The sequence below is a fragment of the Candidatus Electrothrix sp. genome (assembly GCF_052785085.1).
Genome location: NZ_JALAAI010000038.1, coordinates 1 through 21,652 on the forward strand (window position 1 = coordinate 1; position 21,652 = coordinate 21,652).

A 21,652-nucleotide genomic window follows, 5' to 3' on the forward strand; every position below is an offset into this window, starting at 1 on the left:
TAAGCAAGAGAAAGTAGTTTCATGGAAAAACCTCTTTGATTTTTTTCACAAATTATAATATTATCTCCCCAGAATGTCTATTCTAATTATGCAGAATATGGCGTTTCCCACTAATCTGCGAAGAGCCATTCATTGCTGATGAAACGCAGAAGGTCTTCATCCATATATGATCGCACAAAAGGAAGTCCAATGTTGCAACGCCTCCTTTTCCGACCAACCATCATCCGGGTCTTCCTGTCGCCGCTTGCGCTGCTTCTGCATCTGGCGCAAAAGGCGGACAATGCGCAGGGCTGTCAAGTATTCGCCAAAGCTCTTATGCGTGAATTAAAAGGTCGGGTCGCCGTCTTGGCGGTGCTCGCTTTGCCGGAAGTAGAAGGCGGTGAGCAGACGAGTCACGCCCGCTTTTGCCCCTTCTTGGAACTGCTCCAGATAGCGTTCAATGCCGCCCGCCTTGAGTTTTTCCCGAATCCCGGCAACTGTGGCGGTGCGCCCGTCGCCGTGCCATACTGCCAAGGCGATTTCCTCCAAGACCCGGATGAAGTCTTTCTCATCCAGCCCGCCCGCACAAGCACTTACCCGGCCACCATCTTCATACTGACGGCAATAGACCGCCTTAATTAAGTCGGCATAGATTTGATTCAGCGTGGTCTCGTCGGTAAACTGGATGGTCTTGCGGTCATAGCTCAACGCAACCAAGTAATTCAGCAGCGGCTGGGCCGTGATCTCAGCAAGATGCTGTCGCGCCAAGTCATCAGGCAGGCCCGCATAGCCTTTGCCCGCAGCGTCGCCGTACTGCCGCCACCATCGCTGCCGCTGATCTTCAGCAAGCAGCTTGGCCGGGTCGTGGTATTCCTCCCGCTCCCATTCTGCAACAAAATACGGTAGCACATAGCTGATCTGCTTGGCATCGCGCAGCTTGGCCGCCACCGACTGAATGACAATCGTCCGCCCGGTGATAATAACCTGCCGTTGCTTGCCATAGCTGTTGCCCTCGTGAATGCGGCGCAGCACCTCATCGACAAAGCTGTTCGCTGTCTCCGAAGCAGCCTTGCCTTGCAGAGCCAGCTCGTCCAAGCCGTCAAAGATGATCAGCAGACGGTCTTTGCCTTCTTTGGCAGCCAGCGGATTGCTGGACAGGAACGGGTTGTTCTTGATATGGCTCTCCATTGCCGTGATCAGGTTGTCTGTGGCATGAAAGAGATGCAGGGGAATGTACAGGCAGGGGATCTTGTTTTCTGCGGCAATCTTGGCGGCAAATATCTTGGCAAAGGTGGATTTGCCCGAACCCGGCCCGCCGCTGATAAAGCGCACTGCTTGAGCAGCGGTGAAGTTGTCCAGCCAACTGCGGAACTCGTCTTCCAGATCCACCACGATCCGTTTTACCTTGTCTCGGTGCGGTTCCAGCTCCTGCCTGCGCTCATCCTCCTGCTCCTTTTCCTCATAATAGGCCCGCAACGGCACATAGACCTTATCCACGCCAAATGCCTCGGCAAACATCCGGTCGCTGACCTGCCGTTGCAGATGCTGCGCATAGAGCAGCCAGTTCCGTACCTCTTCAGTCGCCCCGGTGAACGGGCTGTCAAAATATTGGGTCAGGGCTGCGTAATCTTGTGGGGCCTTGCGCCAGGTCTGGTGCAGGGCAAAGACAAAATAATCCGCCAGACGACAGGCGATCTGGGCAGCATCAGCTTCTGAAGCACCGAGTCCGTGCAACCACTCGATCAAAGGGGCGTGCAGTTCCTTGAGCAGGGATAGCTCACCGGGTCGGTCAAAGAAATTCAGGGTGATGGTGACATCCGCCTTTGCCATTGCCTGTTCAAACAGAGTGGAAATTTCTTCCAGCTTGTCTGATTCCGGTGACTTACGGAACAAATCCTGGTAATTCTTCACCAACTCAGTCAAAGCTGTCATCAGGGCACGATAGATGAGTAACCAAGCCAGTTCACCCGGTTTCTTGGCCAGACCAAGGGCATCCAGGGTGTCGAGAGCAGCACCGCCAAAGTCGCTCCAGTCCTTGAAGACTCCTTCAACCACCATCTTGCCGATACCAAGTAGCAGTTTGCGTGGTTCCGCCTTGATCTCCCGGTTCCAGACGGCAACCGGCCTGCTGATGTTGAGTCCGTTGTCAGATATATCAGTCATAGCTATGCCAACGAAAACCCGCCATAGCCATAATGGGTATGCAGGCCAAGATGGAGGATAGAGGCCAGTTCAAGCCAGGGCAGGACAACAGGCGGAAGAGCACTGAAATGCTGTCTGCCAATCACAGCCTTTGCAGGATGTTCTTTTTCAACAGGACGAAGAACAGAAACCGGTGCAGGCATAGCTTGCGCAGCATCAACAGCCTCTTGCCAGCTTGCTTTCTCCATGCCAGGAATCCCCTGAACCAGGGTGTCCATATCTGCACTCCCCTTGTTCAATAATTTTAGTGCAGTCATCCTGCGCTCCAGGGCCGCAAGCAGCCAAGGCATATCCGGGCCGTTTTCCGGCATAGCCGCATCAGGAGCCAAAGGACGGATCCAGTCAAGCCGGGTAAAAATCTTTCCAGCTCCATTCATCATAAAATCCCGTGCCCACTGATCAGGTTTTGGAAAATAATCACTGCTCAACTGCCCTTCATCAATCACTGGTTCCCAGTCTGCACCGTGGGCGCAAAACAGACCTACAATCTCATAATTCCCCCAAAGACCAAACTTGGGTTGTTTTTCCATCCTGCTGTACCCGGCCTGCTCCAGAGCAGGTAACAGGTACTCCAGGATAAAATGATGCCCTATCCTGTCGCCAAGCACGGTAAGTTCAAAGAAAAAAAGTTCATTAAGGCAAAGACGGGTACCAGGATTCTCAGCCAACAAAACAGCATCAATAGGCCAGGGCGGTGGCCCAGCCAACGGAACAGCATCAAGAGATACATCGACAGAGGCATTGGCAAGGCGTCGCGCAGCTTTTTTCCAGGCCTTGCCATCAGCTCCTCCCATATTTTCCGCAATCAGGGCCGCAAGATTATGTAGGATCTCCTGGTCCGGCTGTTTCAGCGTTTCAATCAGAGAACGGTTGATGCGCAGGACAAACAAGTAGCGAAGTATTTGTATCATGGGGCTGAAAACCGGGCAAAAGGCAACATGGAGAAAAAATGACTGACCTGCTCTTTTGTCCACTGCCGAACAGCCCAGGTCTCCAGCATCTCCCTGGCTTCCGGTTGCAGACGACTGAGCAAACGACCGTAGTGAAAACGAAGATTTTCCCGATCCTCCAGCAAAATATACTGAAGTTCCTCCTGATCACCCGGGTGAATATAACGGCGAAACTGGACAGCCATATTTATGTATTGCAGGAACTCCTCAAGCGGACTGTTCAGGGCCACCTCAGACTCAGGACTACGGAGAATATGGCGGGAATGGGCATACAGACAGATGGAAACCCCGCTTACTGGCAAAGGAATACGGGCCGTATAATGGCGGGCAAGGCGGAGGGAATCCCCCATGGAAGGATATGTTTTCCCTGTGGTCGGAAAAAGGGTCAACACAGCCTGATACTCTTCTCCATGCTCAAGCAAAAGTTCGCTCAACCAGGGACCAAGGTCGTGCCTTTCAAGCATAAAGAGAAAATATTCTTTTTCCAGCTGAATGATCTCCTTATAGGCTGGTACAGGAGAGCTTTGTCGCAGATTCCAGGGCATATGCTTTGTCCGACCGAGAATGCAGAAAAAATGCCTGATCTGCCTTTGCACCTGCCGGGCCTCTTTGCTGACAGCCAGACAAAAAGGACACAACATTTCTTCATTTTTCATGTTCCCGTCTGCTGCTACAGCATCAAGGTTGCAACGAACACAAAGTGAAGACAGAGCCGTTCGTACCGGCGGCAGCGGGAGAGTGTCATTGTTATAATGACATTTATGATGACGAAACCAGCGCACGGCCCCGAGCAACTCAGGGCCGGTGCAGCAGCGGTACAACCTATCAGAGAGGTTTAACATTGAGCAATTTTCGCAGATCTTTGTGATGTTTGATCAGGTCAACCTGCAGCAGCTTGTTCAGATCAAGCGGAACACCACTGTTGTCGCGGTTCTCACTGTACCGGGCTTTCAGGTCAATCAGTCGGCTTTCCGGTAACAGGCGCAGTTGCAGGGCACCAAAACCAAGATACCGGCCTTTTCCGGCCTTATGGCCCATATCGTTATCCAGGACAAGACACCAGAGCAGACGACTCAGTTCCTGATCTGTGAGATTCCAGAACCTGATCTGAGTTGTAAAGGTGGAGCCAGGAAGGACTGCACGTTGATACGATGCGTCAATCTCATCCGGGTTGAAATCAGCACGCTGTTCCACACAAGGGGCAAGCGGGGCCTGCGGGAAAATCCGCCATTGATTGTCAATCCGGTGCATTTTGACCTGTCCCTTGCCAATGTCTTTCCACTTGCCCTGGTCCCATTGCCAGCCCCCATAGGGATAGGGTGTCTTGAACCAGCCAAATTCCGGCTGCTCAAACCTGCCAAACTCAAAAACAACCCTGCCCATAATGGATTGATTAGGTCCGTTGCCGACCCAGCCAAACAGGGAGTCTGTGGGGTTGAGCCGGTCAAGGGAAGGGCTCTCCTGAGCAGAATCAGTGGCAATGGAATAGATATGGCGGATCATCCCCTTGAGAGAGCCGGAAGGAATGGCATAGCAGCGATCCTGGCCCCGCCTCTCCGCATCAGGTGGGGTCATGCTGAAGAAATCCCAGCCATTGACTGGTTCATTACCCAGCATCATACTGTGCGATGGTTCACCGCTTTCCTTGATATGGAGCGGGGTCAGCAGCTTGCCTTCCAAAACCAGGATACCGTTATGCCCGCCAAGGATGCGATGGGAAATATAGCCGGAAGCACTTTGGGGCGGGGTAGCAGGCACATCCTGCTTTGCCTTGATCCGGGCAAGACGACGACAAAAGGCATCAGCAGCCTTGTTTTCAAGCTGTGTTTTCTGCCAGAGACCGTGCTCCTCTGGAGCAGCGTCCTGAAACAATTTGGCCCCAAGTCGATCAGCAGAAGAGCAGAGCCAGGTGACCGCATCTGTCTGCGCTTTGACCCAGCCCAGTCCCTTGGTCTTGTTACCACCAAGGACAATATCGCCGTCCTGAAAATCAGCCAGCAAGGCCATGAGCACCTCCACAGCCTGCATGTCCTGTTCATTCAGGTCAGCAAGATCAAGGCGCAGCTTAAACTGAAAATCCCTGCCATAGGCATAGAGCAGGTCAAGTTTGGCCTCGTCCACAGGTGCGCCGGATGCCGGGTCCATCCGAACTGCGTCCAGAGAGCACCAGGGCTGGTCCGATGCATTCGGGTTGCGCAGATAAGCGTCGGAAAAATTGACAAGACCTGACTGTCGCTGTTTACCAAACAGACGATCCAGAACGTCGCTGGTATCCCTGCCCTCACCCCATAATGCGCCAAGCACCATAGCGGCCCGTTTTCTGAACGCACCTTTTATAGTGCTGCCCGGTATATAGGCTTCCCAGGTACCAGCCTTGCCAGCTGAAGGAGACCAGGAAAGCATACGCATAAAGACCGTATCATAGGGCTTGCCGTATTCCTTGGAGATATGACGGCGGGAGGGGCCTCCGGCCCGATAATCACATGATTCTGCCCCGGAAATCTCAATCCTGGCCTTGTCGCGATAGCCCCGTAAAAAGGCAATGGCGTTTTCATCATTGGTAATGGATTTGCGCAGATTGCGATCATTGAGCATGTGACGGTACTGCACACGATCATGGGAGTGGATAAATTCCCGCCAGGCAGCATCATCAACCCCGGCAGGGACAGCTGCCGGTTCACCCCATTGCTCTTCCTTGATCTCTCTTTGCAGGAGCATCTGCTTGATACGAAGATGTTGTTCCCGTGTTTTGATTTCTCCATCCACCCAGGCATCACTTTGCAGCATTCTGCTCCGCTGTTTGATTTCAGCATGGATGTCCGGCAAGGTGTATTGCTGACAGAGTGCCGTAATGGTTTGTGTCAGAGCTTCGGGATCATCCAGCACAGCGTTTATCTGCTCTGCAGATGTCTCAGCCGGCATCCCCATACTTTCCGCTGTTTCCCGCCAGAAATCCGGGTCCAGGCTATGTTCTGTCTGTTCCTGTTCTTCCACAGCCTGAAGAGCACGGCGGGCTTTTTTGGCCATTTTTCCCATGGTTTCCGCAAAAGCATCCTCAACAGCCTCTTTGCTGGCAAAAGGCTTATCCAATAGCGGTTCCATCTGCTTGAGCAGTTTTTTGGAAATAGGAAATTTGCCTTTGCCCATTTTCGCAACCTGAGCTGCAGGCAGAATCCAGCTGCTGGAACTGCTTTCTGAGCCGCGAGCGATCCAGGCTGCTATGGCTCTTGGCAGGGCCTCGTCAAGGCGGGTAAGCCAATCATCCAGATCGGTTACTGTACCGCCAAGGGCAAGCTCAATCCGTTTTTTCAGCTCATCAGGAATCTGCCTGACACCCTGAAGATAGAACGCCCCGCTTGTTTCCTTGAATGAAGGCTGATCCGGGTCCAGCTTGCCCCAGTTCCAGCCCACGAGCAAAGGATTTTCCGCATCAAAGGAAAGCTCAATACTGAGATGGTTGCAGCCTGAGCGCAAGGCCGGAGCCTTGGTCAATGGCAATGGCGTATCTGGCTGCAAACGGCAACGACCCAGCCCCTTGGTCTTTCCTGCCCCAAACCAAAAACGCCCTTCTTCCAGCTCGCGCAAAAGATAAAACAGCCTGGCCTTATTATCGTTCTGTTCAATCAGTGTATCATTTATTGCCAGAGAAAAATCAAACACGCAATTCTTAAAGGTGGTCTCCATCTTATAATTGCCATTGGCTTCAACTGCCCAACGGTCTTCATTCAGACGGATGCCCATGCGAAGATCAAAAAAACGATCTGGTGCATAACATTGATCGGCAAGGATGCAATGAACCGATTTGAAGAGTTTATCCGGCATAGGCTGTCCATAAAGACGTTCCCAGAGACGATTGAGTAACCCCTTGTTGCGCCCGTTTTTGGATTGTCCGGTAAAGGCATCCATCAGGGCCTGGGCAGTGCCATCAACCTCTCCGGCAAGGGAAACCATCCGGTTTCGCCCGTCACCGTCCCGTGTAAACAGAGTCTTGCGGGCATTTCCGCGATAAATCGGGGCCTCAGCAATAAGTTTTCCGCGAATCAGCATTTTTTTTCCTAAAAGTCTTGGGTGAATCAATAATGCTCTCCTGACTTGTGGCCGGGACAACATCTATAAATCATTTACAAATAACAATGACGCACAAGAGGTTCATGTTGCTTCGTTAGAAGGGTGCGTTGCAGAAGAGCAATATAATCGGATTTTTGAAAAATAAAAGTATTAGGAGTCAAAAAATGGAAAAATGGGAGAAGGCCGGGTGATTCACAAACGGGGCGCTCGGTACCTCATTGAAATATTTTCAAAGGCAGCGCTTTCTCTGATGCCGCACCATGGCCAATCAGGCGGCTGAAAAATTCTTTCAGGGCCTCTCTTTTTGCCGGCCCGAGATCATATTCCATGGCCTGGAGATAATGAAGACATGCCGTTGGGTCCATAGGAATTCGTCGGGCCGCCTGTTCAGCGATCTTTGGCAGGCGTTTTTGCCCCTGGTCACGACAGGAGAGCAGGGTCTGGTGCAGTTCCTGTGCAGCCTTTTTTGCTCCTGCCAGAAAATCCTCACGCACTGCGCAGACGGAAAAGACAAAGGGGAGACCGGTCTGCTGGTGCCAGAATTCAGCCAGGTCAATCTGGACAGGGTAGGGCGAGTCTTTTGCTGTTGCCAGTCGCAGGGCCTCATCACCGATGGCGAGCACAGCTGCGGGTTCGTCCTCCGGGGTGCGCGGAGCAAAGATTTCACCCCGGATATACTGCGGTTTGACCTTGAAAAAATCTTCCAGGATAATGCGCAGGAGCCAGACCGAGGTGTCGGACTGGCCAGTCATGAGCACCAGTTTGCCATCCAGCTCTTCGGGTGAAACCGAGGAGAACATAAACACACTGCCCACAGGCCCGGTGGCGGAGATAGAAAGATCAGCCAGGATTCGGTACTGTTCCGGGCGGGCCGCATACTCGTAGCAGGAGACAAAACCGAGATCCAGGTCCCCGGCTGCCAGCAGTTGATTGAGCCGGGCAGGCGGGGCCTCGGTCACGGGCCAGTCCGGGCGATGCACCTGCTCCTTCCATATCTCGTAAATCGGAGCGGTGTTGATGTAGTTCACCATGCCGAGGCGTATCATGTGCTCTTGTGCTCCTGATCAGTTGTATAGTCAGCTATTGTCTCGGCATTATTATGCACCAGACAGCTCTGAATTTGTGCTGTGTTTTGGATTGAGGCCGGGACTCGGATAGCCAATACTCGGGCCTCTTTGCCCGCTTCCAGCGATCCGAGCGTCTTCTCCATACCCAATGCCTCAGCCCCGCCCAAGGTTGCCATGCGCAGGATATCCCCCGGATCAACGGTCGGATGCTCTTCAGCCAGCAGGCGCATTTCCCGCCAGATGGAAAGCTCTGGATTACTGGTCAGGCTGTCTGTGCCCAGGGCAGGCAGGATACCCTTGCGCAGGTAGTGCTCCACCGGGGCTGTGTCCACTCCGAGATAACGGTTACTGCCCGGACAGAGGCAGACCTTGGCCCTGGTTTCCGCAAGCAGATCCATCTCCTGATCTGTCACATGGATAGCATGCACACAAAGAGTTCGGCTGTCAAGCAGACCGTGTTGATGGAGATAGGAAACCGATCCTTTCTTGTCTGTACCTGTGGGTTGAAAACTGTTATCCCAGAAGCCGCGCTGTTCGAGAAAGTCCCGTATCTCGCCTGTCCCGAAACGAATCAGATCATTTTCTGCTGGAGATTCGGCAACGTGGACAGGAAAAACATGCCCCAGCCGTTTTGCCCTGTCCTTCAGGGTTTGCAGGAGCTGAAGATGCGTGGAATAGGGGGCATGGCCAGTGCAGCACTGCGCTTCTCCTGCTGTTTCCAGGTTTTGCAGTGAGGCTTCAACTTCATCGGAACGCAGACCGAGATACTCTTTGCAACAGAGGAGGTGCCCTGGAAACTCCGGGGCCAGTTCCTGAATAAAGCCGGTATTGGCAATATCCGCGAGGGCGACCACGCCCTGTTCCTGCTGTTGCGCAAGTACGGCACGGGCTGCGGCCAGGATTGTTTTCTTATCAGCATCGGCCTTGGCTCGTTCCGCCAGCATATGGCTGATCCATTGGGTAAAGCTCGCAGGGACAGGCTCCTGGGAAAGATGGGCGAGATGCGAGAGTTCCAGATGGGTATGAGCGTTGACCAGGCCGGGCATGAGCACGCTCTCGGTATGATCAACACGTTCTGCCCCCGGATAACGGCGAACGATTTCCTGGAACCTGCCCACCCCGATAATTTTTCCTGCCCGCACTGCAAGCCCCCCGTCCCGGAGCGGTGGATGGCTTATGGGGAGGAGCCAGGGAGCGCAATGGATTATCAGCCGGTCTGTCACTGCTCCTGCTCTGTTTTCTGTTTCACCGGGGTGTAATCCATCAGCCGTTGCTGCGGGCTGAAGCCAGCATCGGTGACCAGGTGGCAGATTTCCTGCTCGGAGAGTCGGAAATGCACTCCGGCGGCGGCCACCACGTTTTCCTCAATCATGGTGGAGCCGAAATCATTGGCCCCGAAAAAAAGGGAGAGCTGGGCTATTTTCGGCCCCTGGGTGACCCAGGATGCCTGAATGTTATCAAAATTATCAAGAAAAATTCTGCTCAGGGCCAGCATACGCAAATAGGCAAAGGCGGAGGTTTTTTTCATCCTTTTTTCTTCGTGCATAGTTCCGGCCAACGGGGTGTTATCCGGCTGAAAAGGCCAGGGGATAAAGGCGGTAAAGCCGCCGGTCCGATCCTGGAGATCCCGCAGTCTCTGAAGATGCTCCAGCCGTTCTTCCCAGGTCTCGATATGCCCGAACATCATAGTGGCAGTGGTGCGCATTCCCAGGGCATGGGCTGTTTCCATGACCGCAATCCACGCATCTGCCGAACATTTACGCGGGGCCAGCTGCTCCCGGACCCGATCAGAGAGGATTTCCGCCCCGCCGCCGGGGATGGAATCCAGGCCAGCTGTCATGAGCCGTTGCAGTACATCTTTAACCGAGCAACCTGATATCTCGGCAAAATGGCATATTTCCGGTGGAGAAAATCCGTGGATATGAATGCCGGTCTCCTTCATGAAGCGGAGCATGTCCTCGTAAAATTCGATTGGGAGATCGGGATGGAGTCCGCCCTGGAGGAGAATCTGGGTGCCGCCCAGTTCCTGGGTTTTGCGGATTTTTTGCAGCAACTCGTCCTTGCTCAGGATCTTGCCTTCCGGGTCTTCCGGGGGCTTGAAAAAGGCGCAGAATTTACAGGCCGAGATGCAGATGTCGGTGTAGTTGATATTGCGGTCAATGATATAGGTAACCACAGGTTCCTGGTGGAGCCGCTTGCGGACGCTATCCGCCATGAAACCCAGTTGGTAAAGGTCGGCCTTGTCGGCAAGGAGGAGGAATTCTTTGCCGGAGATGCGCTCTCCGGCGATTACTTTATCTGCTATCTGCTGCATAATATTTTTGATTTCATTATTAATAATATCCCTGAATATCTTTGAGTATGAAGAGTGAAAACTTGAAAAACTTGACGAATAGATAGCAGGATATGGTGATTCTGTCAAACCTTGGAAGCTCAAAGAAAAGTTTATGCTGATTATTTACAAACAAGAGAGTTGTATGGTACTTGACAAGGATTGAAAGAGACCGTATAGCGCGGTAGCAGAAAAGCTGCGATAATCAGAACAGGAAAAAGGAATGTATACGCCTATAATCGGAACGCTTGGTTATATCCTTTCCCCAGACGCTGAAAAGGTCTTGCTTGTCCATCGCAATGCCCGCAAGGATGATCAGCATTTGGGCAAGTATAACGGACTGGGTGGAAAAATGCAGGCTGATGAAGATGTCCAGAGCTGCATGGTTCGGGAAATTCAGGAAGAGGCCGGGATCCTTTGCCAGAAGATGCAATTACGCGGGACCATTAATTGGCCCGGTTTTGGCCCTGCTGGAGAACACTGGCTGGGCTTTATTTTTTTGATCACTTCTTTTGTGGGGGTGCCTCGCCAAACCAACGAGGAAGGTAAGCTTGCCTGGCACCGGCTGGATCAGCTGGCAGAGCTTCCTATGTGGGAAGGAGATCGCTATTTTCTTCCCTTGGTCTTTGATAAAGATCCCCTCCCGTTTCATGGACATATGCCCTATGAAAAAGGGCGTCCTGTGAGCTGGCAGTATTTTCGCTAAAAGAGGAATTCCTTGGCATGGGGTAAAACCCTTGCGTTTGCCTGCGTGAGCTGGTAAGTATATTCTTAATAAGAGGCTGCTGCATTTTATACGAAGTGCTTTGGTCGCTAGGTATTGTTTTTTTTGTTTATAGCTGATACAGAGAGACATATAAAAAAGGACTTGCGGTATGGAAAACGAAGAGTTTGTTCGCTTGGAACAGCTTGTCGATACATTGATTTATAGATATAGTGAGTTACAAGGAAAGTATCGTGTTCTGAAGGAAAATCTCAAAGAGAGTGAAGAAGAACGTGAGCTGTTAAAGATGGAGCTTACCGAGTTGCAGGAACAACGCTCAGAGGTCGCCCAGCGAGTTTCCGGTTTACTGGGCCGGATAGAACAATGGGAAGCAGACCAGGGCATGGGTGAGCAGATGGAGGTTCAGCAGGGAAAAGGAGAGGAACACCACGTCTCAAACGCAACCGCCCTGTGAGCCGTTGAAGAATAAGCCTATTTGCAGGAATATGGAAGAGCGTCTTATCAGCTTTACCCTTTACGGGCAGGAGTTTTCGTTCTATAGCGATGTGCCGGATGACGAGGTGCAGGAGGCTGTTTCCATATTGCGTCAAGAGTTGGGTGAACCCGAAGAGTGTGGCCCAACAACCACGGTTCCTTCCAGCACCCTCCTGGTGCTGGCTTGTTTGCGGATAGCGGCTCGCCATGTGAATCTACAGCGGGAATTTGATAAATTTCATGACGAGCGAAAAAAATATAAAGGAAGAAACGAGTTGATTTCAGGGCTTATTAAACGAGTTGCTACGGCTTTGGATAAATAATGCATACATAATTTGCTTTTTTATCTTTTCTCCTACGAATTTTTTGATTAATATAATGTTTTCCCTGCGCTGTTTGTGATCAGCGGAGTATTGAGCCAACTCTCATTGATAGGGTTGACTTCCCTGTTGCTTGCTGGAAGGCTTTATTGCTTTCCTAACGGCAGTATCAAGTCACCCACCTATTTATTTAGGTTTAATCATTGCGTTGACACGGCAGGGCGGGGGATTTTTTTTGACAGCGGTTATCGGGGACCGTTGGCAGTTGCACAGACTGCATAGTCCCGTTCTACATAATCCTTGAACCGTAGATGTTCAAGGGGGTCCGGTGCGACAAAGAGTTCCGGGAAAGTGAGGTATGCTTCAAGAGAGGGGCGTTTTCCGGCGTAAGCGTAATGTCTGGAGGATTATGATTCACCGGTCTTTTAACGGATATATATATTCTTCCGATCTGTAAAGATTTTTTAATATAATGTCTTTTCGCAGCACATTCAGCTGCGTCCTTCTGATCCGTTTGAGAGCAGATTTTCATCGGCGTCCCTTGTTGGTGTATTGCTTCCTTTCTCCTTCCGTTCCAGGAATTTACGGTTTTTGGTGTAACGTTTAAAAAATATTGAAAAGTAAATTGTTCACTTTGCTGGTCAGGAGGTGTGCGTTTTGCCTTCAATACAGCATAACGGAGCAGGTAAATATACTATGATGATGAGTGGTGTGACAGTACTTCTCCTTGTTCTGGCATTGATTGCCGGGGTAACTGTCGGTTTTGTGCTGAGAAAGAAGTTAGTTGAGGGGAATCAGGCAGATATTGAGAGCCAGGGACGTCTGATTGTTGAAAACGCTATTCAGGAAGCAGAGCAGATTAAGAAGGAACGCCTGCTCCTGGTCAAAGAAGAGGTCTATCAGTCCAAAAAAGAAGCTGAAGAAGAAATAAAAGAATCGCAAAAAGGGATTAAGGAAGAGCAACGTCGAATTGACCGCAAGCTTGATAAGCTTCATGACGAACTCAATGATCTGAAAAAGAAAGAATCATCCCTTCAGACCAGAGAAAAGAAAATATATGATCGGGAAAAGGCTGCTAAAGCCCAGAAAGATGAGCTGAATGATCTTATTGAGCAGCAGCGCTATGAACTGGAGAGTATTTCCGGGATCACCCGTGACCAGGCCAAAGAACGGCTTATGGAATCCATTGAAAGCGAAGCCCGGATGGATGCAGCTAAGCGTTTAAGCCGTATTGAAAATGAGATGAAGCTTGAGGCAGATCGAAAAGGAAAAAATATCCTTGCCTTGGCCATTGCTCGTTATGCAGGTGATTATGTTGCTGATAAAACGGTGTCTATGGTGCCCTTGCCCAGTGATGAGATGAAGGGGCGGATTATCGGCAGGGAAGGTCGTAATATTCGAGCCATTGAGGCAGCCACCGGGATTGATATTATTATTGATGATACTCCAGAAGCGGTGATTCTGTCTGGTTTTAATCCTATCCGACGTGAGGTTGCCCGTCAGTCCCTGATTCAGCTGATTTCTGATGGCCGTATTCATCCTGCCCGGATTGAAGAGGTCGTAGCCAAGGTTACTGATGAACTGGACGTGGAAATAAAAGAGGTGGGCGAGCAGGCTACCTTTGATGTCAATGCCCACGGAGTGCATGTGGAGTTGGTTAACCTGATCGGTCGCCTGAAATACCGGACCAGCTATGGACAGAATATTCTCCAGCATTCCCTGGAAGTGGCCTTTCTCTGCGGGGTTATGGCAGCAGAACTGGGCTTGGATGTGAAAAAGGCCAAACGGGCTGGCCTGCTCCATGATATTGGCAAGGCTGTTGATCATGAAGTTGAAGGCTCCCATGCAATCATTGGTCGGGATCTGGTCAAGAAATATGGTGAGGCTGAGGATATTGTCTATGCTGTTGGAGCCCATCATGAAGATCTTCAGCCCAAAAGTGTGCTTGATGTCCTGGTCCAGTCTGCAGATGCCCTTTCCGGGGCCCGCCCTGGTGCCCGCAAAGAAATGCTGCAAAGTTATGTGAAGCGTCTGGAAGATCTTGAAAATATAGCCAGTTCATTTGATGGAGTTGATAAATCCTATGCTGTTCAGGCTGGTCGGGATTTACGGATTATTGTGAACAGTCAGAAGGTGCATGATGATGAAGCCATGCTGCTGAGTCGTGATATAGCCAAGTCTATTGAGGAGCAACTGACCTATCCAGGTCAGATTCGGGTAACAGTTATTCGGGAAACCAGAGCAGTTGAGTATGCCAAGTAAGGAGCTATGAAGAGCATGAAATCTGTTAAGGAGCAAATAGCTCTTATAGAGCGCGGTTGTGCCGAGCTTATTTCTCGGGAAGATCTGGAGGAAAAGCTCAAAAAAGCCATTGAAAAAGATGAGTCCCTGGTGATTAAAGCTGGTTTTGATCCCACTGCTCCTGATCTCCATCTGGGCCATACAGTCCTTTTGCAGAAGATGCGCCAGTTTCAGCAGCTTGGTCATACCATTCATTTTCTGATCGGAGATTTTACCGGCCTGATCGGCGATCCCACTGGCAAGTCGGAAACCAGGCTACCTCTGACCCGTGATGATATTGCCCGTAATGCTGATACCTATAAACAACAGGTCTTTAAGGTTCTTGATCCGGCAAAGACCAAGGTGGTGTTTAACTCTGCCTGGTTGGGTGAGCTCTCTTCCTATGAAATGATCCATCTGGCCTCTGAGCTTACTGTGGCACGTATGCTTGAGCGGGATGATTTTAAAAAGCGTTTTGAAGCCCATCGTCCCATCTCTATTCATGAGTTTTTTTACCCCCTGATTCAGGGGTATGATTCTGTAGCGCTCAAGGCTGATGTAGAGCTGGGCGGGACAGATCAGCTTTTTAATCTGCTCATGGGCCGGGAAATGCAGCGGACCCGTGGTATGGTGCCCCAGGTGGTCCTGACCATGCCCCTGCTGGAAGGGCTGGACGGTGTCCAGAAAATGAGTAAATCTCTGGGTAATTACATAGGTGTTTCTGAATCAGCAGATGATATTTTTGGTAAAATCCTGTCCATGAGTGATGAACTCATGTTCCGCTATTATGAGTTGCTCAGTGATCTGAGTCAGGAAAAGATCAGTCAGCTGCAACAGGACATGGAGCAGGGCAAGGTGCATCCTAAGGCGGTCAAGGTCCAGCTGGCCAAGGAGTTGGTGGTGCGGTTTCATGATCAGGATGCGGCTGATGCTGCGGAAAAGAATTTTGAGCAGGTTTTTAAGCGCCATGAGCTTCCTGATGATATACTGGAAAAACAGCTTAATGCAGAAGGCGCAACCATATGGTTGCCCAAACTCTTATTGGAAGCAGGGCTGGTCAAATCAACCTCTGATGGTCGGCGGATGGTGAAGCAGAACGCGGTTTCTGTGAATGGGGAAAAGGTTGCGGATGTGAACGCAGAAATCCCTACTGATGCTGAAGTGCTTCTCAAGGTGGGAAAACGTCGCTTCTGTAAGGTTTCCTTTGCTCCTGATCAGTAATAACAGTAAGGTTCCAGGTTCTAAGCTCGGATCACAAGAGAAAGAGGGAGGCCATTCGGTTGAGTAATTCTGAATGAATGCTCAGGCTGTGTCAGCCTCCTTTGTTTTTGCTGCCTGCGCCTTTTGACAGTCCGGGCATTCGCCTGTGAATTCCAGAAGATGGCCTATTATTTTATAGGACGTTTTTTCAGCTGCTTTTTTTGTGATTTCTTCCTGTACCTGAAGCGTGACATCATCCATTTTGCCGCAGACTGTGCAGCGAACATGGTAATGAGGCTCCGTTGTTGCGTCAAAGCGTTTTTGTTCTCCTCCAAGTTCAAGCTTGAGTATTATGCCCGAATCAACCATGATTTCGAGGTTTCTGTAGACGGTACCCAGCCCTATTCTGGGCAGACGTTTTTGTACCATTTTATAGAGTTCGCAGGCCGTTGGATGAGTGTTGACTTTGGAGAGTTCTTCAAGCAGGATTTGACGCTGCGTTGTCAGGCGAACCATGGACGGTGGAGTATTCATAACCTGTTTCTCTCTGGTTAAAAAAGTTGACCATTTAAATAGGATAGTAAGTATCATTTATAAAACTATTTTTTGAGAAGTCAAGTTTAATAAATAGAGTAAGTATATTTTTTACACAGTTTGTCTCTGCTGAAAAAAACGGAATTCTTGTTCGAACCGAGCAGGAAAGCCCTTTGTCCTATCAATTACTGGTTAGGGCCGCAGATGAGGCGGAGGAAGGAGAGGAAAAACGGTTAGTTGAGATGTGTCGGATAGTTATTGAAGTCCGGTAGGGTACGCATTATGGATCGTATTCAAACTGTTGCAGGTTTAACAGTTGTTTGAGGATCGTAGCTGCTTACGATTATTTTGAAAATGCTTAAGATTTTTTCGATTTCATTCAGAAAGAAACGAACGCTGTCTATTTGTATACGTTTGTTTTGTAACCGCATGAAGTTCCAATCATAACCGTTCGTCACGCAACCATACATAAAATCCAGTGGAGTTTGGTTTTCCTCATTAAACAAGATTGCCGCATACATTTCTGCTGCGCATTGCGCAAATCCTTCTTCCAAAGTGCGATTTTTCGCCTCCACCAAACAAAAAATCGGTGCGGTCAACTCAATGGTGTTTGGCTCGTGGCTTAAGATAAAATCACAAAAACCGCTCAAGCCTGCGCTTGCAATATCTAAGTTGACCCCGGAAAAAACGCCGACCTGAGCAGGATAACTGCGTCGCACCTCCTTCAGCACAGGGGTAATCAAAAATTCGGACTTTGCTTTTTCAGTGAGCAGGCTATAGTTCCGTGCCTCTTCAAGGTCTTCCTGTAGTTTTTGCGAAGGTTCAATTGGGTGTATATCAGGAAATAATAGCTCCTTATGGTGGGTAAGGTTGAGTTCCTTTTGTAATTTATGCAGTGAGGTGTAATCTGAATACGCCATTGTGTTTCCTTTTCGAGTTTTTATGACCCATTCCGGCGCTTTTCATTACGGACGGTAGATTCATGAAGAATTTCTCTAGCTTATCAGTCCAGTTGAAAGCTTGCATGTACGCATTACTTTTGCCTTATTTTTTTAAGCAGGGATTGAAGTAACCAAACTGAAGCGCCGGAAACTGCTCCTTCAGGTTCTCCAGCCATCGCAGCATTCCCAAAGGTGGATTTTTGGGTGTGTGCTGCACAGCCTTTCGATAATACTCTGGATCCATATTCAGATTACGGAGCTGAATACAATCAGGGCCGGTTGCAGCGATGAGTTCACAGAGCGCATCATATTCTTCAGGGTCATCAGTAAACCCCGGAAGGATGAAGTAATTCAGAGAAACATGCTTGTCAGCAGCCTTCATGACCTTAATAGAGCGGCGAACCTCTGCAAAGGAAAAGCCGGAAGGCCGATAGTAGCGTTGATGAAATTCCGGGCGTGCTGAATTCATGGAAACCCGGATGGAATCCAGGCCCGTAGCAGCCAGTTTTTCCACCGCATCAGGCAGGCTGGCATTGCTATTCAGGTTAATGGTACCTTTGTCAGTCTGCTGCCGGATCAGTTGGATAGATTGCTCCAGAATTTTTGCCTGAAGCAGGGGCTCACCTTCACAGCCTTGACCAAAGCTGACCACGGGCCGGGGGGCATTCTCCAGGTGCGGAACCGCAATTTCAGCGATTTCACGGGCTGTTGGTGTAAAACGAATCCGATCCTGAGTAGAGGGGCAACAGCCAGACGGCTGGAGCGAGATACAACCAACGCAGTCAGCATTACATTGGGAAGAGCTGGGCAGGGGGGCTTCCCAACGACCAAGGAAATAATTACGGGCAGCCGGGCAACCATAGGTGAGGCAGCATGTACCCAAGTGCTGAATCAGACGGTTCTCCTGATGTCTTCTGAGCTGTTTTTCCGTCCGTTTATTGATAAGATCCTGGTCAAACTCCCCAGCATCCTGACGGCTGTCCTGATCACTGCGAAAGGCAGCAACCCAGAATTTGCCATTCATCCAACCCACAGCCGTGTAAGCAAACAGGGGCAGGAGTGGTGCCTTGTCCTGGCTCTGATAGGCCGCTGTATAGATAGCTGTATGGGCCGGAGCCATAAAGGCGGCAACAGCAGAGATGCCACTCTCCCCGGTATGGGGATCACAGTCCAGCAGGGCAGGTTCACCATTTTCTGGCTCAATGCCCACTGGCAGACGGCCAGGCAGGGCAAAGAGTTCACTTCCTGGAGGCAATTCAATCAGTTCAGCATGGTCTGGGCAGTGAAAACCTTTGCCACTGGCACCGGCCATGGTCAAACCGCTATAGTCTATGATTTCCCCTTGGCTATTGGCAAAAACCAAGGCTGGTGTATTTGCTCCCACCTTATTTCTTTAACTTGCTCAGAACAGTGTCAACAGCCTTATAGACATCAAGATCATCGCCAAAGATATCCTGGATTTTAGGATGGTTAATCAGGTCTTCAATGATATAGGCTGTGAGGTAGAGGCTTAGAATATTAGGATCAGGAACAAGGGTTCGAATATCAGCAATTTTGAGGCGGATCTCGAACTCTTCCATATCAGCAGGTTCTTTCAACTGGCGCTCCACTCCTTGTTGGATGGCATGGACATCGTTGGTTTCGATGATATGATCATCCATAAGCCGCTGGACCAGTATGATGGCCAGTTCAGGGGCATTATCTCTGGCCTTATTCAGGATAAAGCGACGTTCTCTTTCTCGTTTCCGATCAAGGGCATCAATAGTTTTGTTGGTTGATCTGCTTGGGTTAATATGGCGGGCCATGATTTTTTCTCCTTATCTGTTTCCTGAGTTCCACATCCTGTCTCCGCAATCAGGAATCAGAGGACTCACTTTGATATAAGTTCTGAAAGTCCTTGATACGTGCTTCTGTCTGAGCCGGGAGCTCAAGGTCGTATTTGCGGACGTATTCAGCAGCCATTCGATGGGTGTTAAATATAGGAACATTGAGCCGCAGATTATTCAGAGCAAGCTGCATGTATTCGTCAGGACGTTCGTAGAATAATTCAAGAACCTGAGGTAAGAGCTGGTAAAAGGATTGCGAGTCTTCAGCATAGAGCAGGGTGTCGGGGTGCTCGCTCAGGCTGTCCGCATTGAGCGGGCCTTCATAACCGAACTTCCATCCTGTTGCTCCATCATGGTAGCCTTCCACCCACCAGCCATCCATGACACTGAGGTTGGGAACCCCGTTCATGGCTGCTTTCATACCACTGGTTCCTGATGCCTCCAGAGGACGTTTAGGGCTGTTGAGCCAAGTATGGACGCCAGAGACCATCATCTTGGCAATCCGCATGTCATAACCAGGAACAAAGATAAGCTGGGCCAGCCCGTTACTGCGTTTGTAGAGTTCTTTTTGATTATCGAGAATGAGTTTCAGGACAGATTTTCCAGGTTCATCCTGAGGATGGGCCTTGCCTGCAAAGATGAAATTAATCTGCCAGTTATTCCTGACCAGAATATCTGCTAAGGCTGGGATATCATCAAAAATAAGATCTGCCCGTTTATAGGTGGAGAATCGTCGGGCAAAGCCCACGGTAAAGACTCCTGGCTGAAGGCAGGAATCTTCAGGGGGCAGGCGGGAAAGATAGTTAGGCGGATCAATCCAGGTGGTGTCCATCTGGGTACGGTGCTCTGAGAGCATGGTGTTGATATACTCTACCAAAACCTGATTATCCTGATACCATGCCTGTTGGAGCTGCTTGCAAAAATTCTGCTCATCAGAGAGCTGCATGCGGGCAAAAACACCAGGATCATCGCGCCAATCTTTGAGTTCCTTGGTTTTGTCAAAGAGTTCAGCTCTGGTTTCGCTGATCCAGGTCAGGTGATGGACACCGTTGGTGATGGCCTTGATTTTATCGGCCACATCAGGGAACTGTTTTCTGGTAACATCGCGGTGGAGGCGGCTGACGCTGTTGATGGCCCGGTTCACCCGCATGGCAAAGGCGGTGAAATTATACTCGTGGGGTGAGTCAGCATCAATGGCCAGCAGGTTAAGGATCTGGTGGCAGGTTTCATGACTGATACCTGTATAGAGTGAACGGGCAAAGCGATCATGACCAGCCTTGACCGGGGTATGGATGGTATAGACAATATGCTCGGCAACTTCACGAGCTGCAGCCATGATATCTTCATCTCTCATGGTGCTTCTGTACTCTTTGCCCAGAGTTTTTTCCAAATGGCGGAGGATCAGGTGCAGGGTGACTGTGACGCCGTGCTGTTCATTGAGATGAATGGTTCCTGGGGTCAACCCCAATGCCTCGGTCAGGGGTAAAATGCCAGATCCCAGCATGCGGCGCTGGTTAGCCTTCATGATAGCTGAGGTGGCATTATAAAGACGAAGTCCTGCTTCCCGAACCCAAGGCGGTGAAGAAGGGATGAAGTAGTCCAGAAGAAATTCCGGGACAAAATAATCCAGCTCCTCACTTACTTCCATTTTCATCCAGACATGGGCCTTGGCCTCAGTGGGATGATCATACTCATTGAAAAAGGGGACAGTGATTTCAAGGGGCTGGCCTGGATCTTCCGGATCCTGCAATTGAAAAAGGGTGGGGGTTGCTTCTGGAGACCAGTTGGTGGCCTGATCAATCTGCCCGACCCGTGAGTCAACAAGCTGAGAAAAATAGCCTTCTCTGTAGAGCAGGGAAATAGCTATGACCGGGATATGGGTATCGGCAAAACTTTTGAGGGTGTCACCAGCAAGCACGCCTAACCCCCCACTGTAATTGGGTATTTTTCGTGGGCCGTGAAGATATTTATCCAGTACCTGTTGAATCGCTGGCTCTGGGCTCTGGGTAAAGCCCTCTTCCTGGAGAAAATCTTGGACTGGATGAAAAATATCAGGATCTGCACCGATCTCCATAGAGACATAGGCCACAGAGTTTTTTTTCGGGCTGCTGAGTTCCTGCCAAACCCGGTCAAAAACCGATTGGGGAACGCCAAAAAAAGTACCGAACTTATTACTACAGCTTAATTCTTCGACAGAATTGATGTTGATCAACTTGTTATTGCTCACGTTTTGTTCTGAATGCCTCGTTACGTTGTTTTTACTTGTCAGTAGGTGCTTGTTGGAAAAGCTATGCTTTTGTTCTGCGATGAGCACCTGAGATGTCTACAATATGCATACTGGTAAAGTAGATGGGCTTGTGTGGTTTTGCAAGTGAATTTCTAATTTTCAAGAGAAAAACAGGTATGATATTTTTCAGAAGTGGAAGGGCTTTTCTTGCAATGCACCAGTAAAATTGGCTGACAAGGAATAATGAGATAGTTATAGCCCTGACAAACAAGAAAAAACCGTGCTTGAACTGAGTGGAACCCCTGAAAAAAGATCTTGAATTCCTTCTCTGTTCGATTAGGATAGCAGGGGCGAAAGATTGTTCCGATACCGGAGTAAAGTACTGTCTCCCACGCTGGAGAGAATGGCGGTATAATGGGACGTTTGCTTGTAAAAGAATGGGAATGCTTAATATGAAAAGCCTGGCTGACTTTTGGGAGTCGTTCAACCGTTCAGCTATAACTTTCATATTTTGCTACCTCTCCCCAA

General features: G+C 49.9%; 18 protein-coding genes and 1 other RNA gene. 6 read left to right on the forward strand and 13 right to left on the reverse strand.

The window, feature by feature from the left end:
* Positions 1-156: 156 nt before the first annotated feature.
* The 8 genes from L2082_RS08050 to mqnC form a co-directional block, all read right to left on the reverse strand.
* Positions 157-297: a hypothetical protein gene (locus L2082_RS08050; protein ID WP_446011608.1), complete on the reverse strand. Its 141-nt coding sequence runs from the start codon at positions 295-297 to the stop codon at positions 157-159.
* 27 nt (positions 298-324) lie between these two features.
* Positions 325-2,142 (reverse strand): NACHT domain-containing protein, encoded by a 1,818-nt coding sequence (locus tag L2082_RS08055; protein ID WP_446008445.1) that lies wholly within the window; start codon positions 2,140-2,142, stop codon positions 325-327.
* 2 nt (positions 2,143-2,144) lie between these two features.
* Positions 2,145-3,092, reverse strand: coding sequence for a hypothetical protein (locus tag L2082_RS08060; RefSeq protein ID WP_446008444.1), 948 nt, complete (start codon positions 3,090-3,092; stop codon positions 2,145-2,147).
* Positions 3,089-3,973 carry a type III-I CRISPR-associated protein Cas10i gene (gene cas10i, locus L2082_RS08065; RefSeq protein WP_446008443.1) on the reverse strand — a complete coding sequence of 295 codons (885 nt, stop codon included), beginning with the start codon at positions 3,971-3,973 and terminating at the stop codon, positions 3,089-3,091. The genes L2082_RS08060 and cas10i overlap by 4 nt, the downstream gene beginning before the upstream one ends.
* A complete protein-coding gene (gene cas7-11i / locus L2082_RS08070) occupies positions 3,957-7,178 on the reverse strand; it encodes a type III-I CRISPR-associated gRAMP effector Cas7-11i (RefSeq protein ID WP_446011609.1) in 3,222 nt (1,073 codons plus the stop codon). The genes cas10i and cas7-11i overlap by 17 nt, the downstream gene beginning before the upstream one ends.
* 236 nt (positions 7,179-7,414) lie before the next feature.
* Positions 7,415-8,245 (reverse strand): menaquinone biosynthetic enzyme MqnA/MqnD family protein, encoded by an 831-nt coding sequence (locus L2082_RS08075; protein WP_446008441.1) that lies wholly within the window; start codon positions 8,243-8,245, stop codon positions 7,415-7,417.
* Complete coding sequence (locus tag L2082_RS08080) at positions 8,242-9,489, reverse strand: amidohydrolase family protein (RefSeq protein ID WP_446008440.1); 1,248 nt, start codon at positions 9,487-9,489, stop codon at positions 8,242-8,244. Before L2082_RS08080 ends, L2082_RS08075 begins: the two co-directional genes overlap by 4 nt.
* Positions 9,486-10,580 (reverse strand): cyclic dehypoxanthinyl futalosine synthase, encoded by a 1,095-nt coding sequence (gene mqnC / locus L2082_RS08085; RefSeq protein ID WP_446008439.1) that lies wholly within the window; start codon positions 10,578-10,580, stop codon positions 9,486-9,488. Before mqnC ends, L2082_RS08080 begins: the two co-directional genes overlap by 4 nt.
* 241 nt (positions 10,581-10,821) lie before the next feature.
* Here mqnC and L2082_RS08090 point away from each other — a divergent pair, with 241 nt between their 5' ends.
* The 6 genes from L2082_RS08090 to tyrS all read left to right on the forward strand — a co-directional run bounded on the left by L2082_RS08090 (position 10,822) and on the right by tyrS (position 15,617).
* Positions 10,822-11,304: an NUDIX hydrolase gene (locus L2082_RS08090; RefSeq protein ID WP_446008438.1), complete on the forward strand. Its 483-nt coding sequence runs from the start codon at positions 10,822-10,824 to the stop codon at positions 11,302-11,304.
* Positions 11,305-11,473: 169 nt separating this feature from the next.
* The gene (locus L2082_RS08095; protein WP_446008437.1) at positions 11,474-11,776 is read left to right on the forward strand and encodes a cell division protein ZapB; all 303 of its coding nucleotides are present in this window, start codon (positions 11,474-11,476) and stop codon (positions 11,774-11,776) included.
* A 31-nt stretch (positions 11,777-11,807) separates the two neighbouring features.
* Complete coding sequence (zapA, locus tag L2082_RS08100) at positions 11,808-12,119, forward strand: cell division protein ZapA (protein WP_446008436.1); 312 nt, start codon at positions 11,808-11,810, stop codon at positions 12,117-12,119.
* Positions 12,120-12,177: 58 nt separating this feature from the next.
* Positions 12,178-12,348, forward strand: a non-coding RNA gene (gene ssrS / locus L2082_RS08105) — 6S RNA.
* 464 nt (positions 12,349-12,812) lie between these two features.
* The gene (gene rny, locus L2082_RS08110) at positions 12,813-14,378 is read left to right on the forward strand and encodes a ribonuclease Y (protein ID WP_446008446.1); all 1,566 of its coding nucleotides are present in this window, start codon (positions 12,813-12,815) and stop codon (positions 14,376-14,378) included.
* A 15-nt stretch (positions 14,379-14,393) separates the two neighbouring features.
* Entirely contained in the window at positions 14,394-15,617 is a 1,224-nt protein-coding gene (gene tyrS, locus L2082_RS08115; protein WP_446008435.1) for a tyrosine--tRNA ligase, read from the forward strand.
* A gap of 81 nt (positions 15,618-15,698) precedes the next feature.
* On the opposite strand, the gene L2082_RS08120 is transcribed toward tyrS, so the two are convergent.
* The 5 genes from L2082_RS08120 to glgP form a co-directional block, all read right to left on the reverse strand.
* Entirely contained in the window at positions 15,699-16,130 is a 432-nt protein-coding gene (locus tag L2082_RS08120; protein ID WP_446008434.1) for a Fur family transcriptional regulator, read from the reverse strand.
* A gap of 293 nt (positions 16,131-16,423) precedes the next feature.
* Entirely contained in the window at positions 16,424-17,050 is a 627-nt protein-coding gene (locus tag L2082_RS08125; protein WP_446008433.1) for a hypothetical protein, read from the reverse strand.
* 124 nt (positions 17,051-17,174) lie between these two features.
* Positions 17,175-18,455, reverse strand: a complete 1,281-nt coding sequence (locus L2082_RS08130; protein ID WP_446008432.1) for a radical SAM protein — start codon at positions 18,453-18,455, stop codon at positions 17,175-17,177.
* Between the two features lies 1 nt (position 18,456).
* Positions 18,457-18,876, reverse strand: a complete 420-nt coding sequence (locus L2082_RS08135) for a hypothetical protein (protein ID WP_446008431.1) — start codon at positions 18,874-18,876, stop codon at positions 18,457-18,459.
* 49 nt (positions 18,877-18,925) lie between these two features.
* Entirely contained in the window at positions 18,926-21,124 is a 2,199-nt protein-coding gene (glgP, locus tag L2082_RS08140; RefSeq protein ID WP_446008430.1) for an alpha-glucan family phosphorylase, read from the reverse strand.
* Positions 21,125-21,652 lie beyond the last annotated feature (528 nt).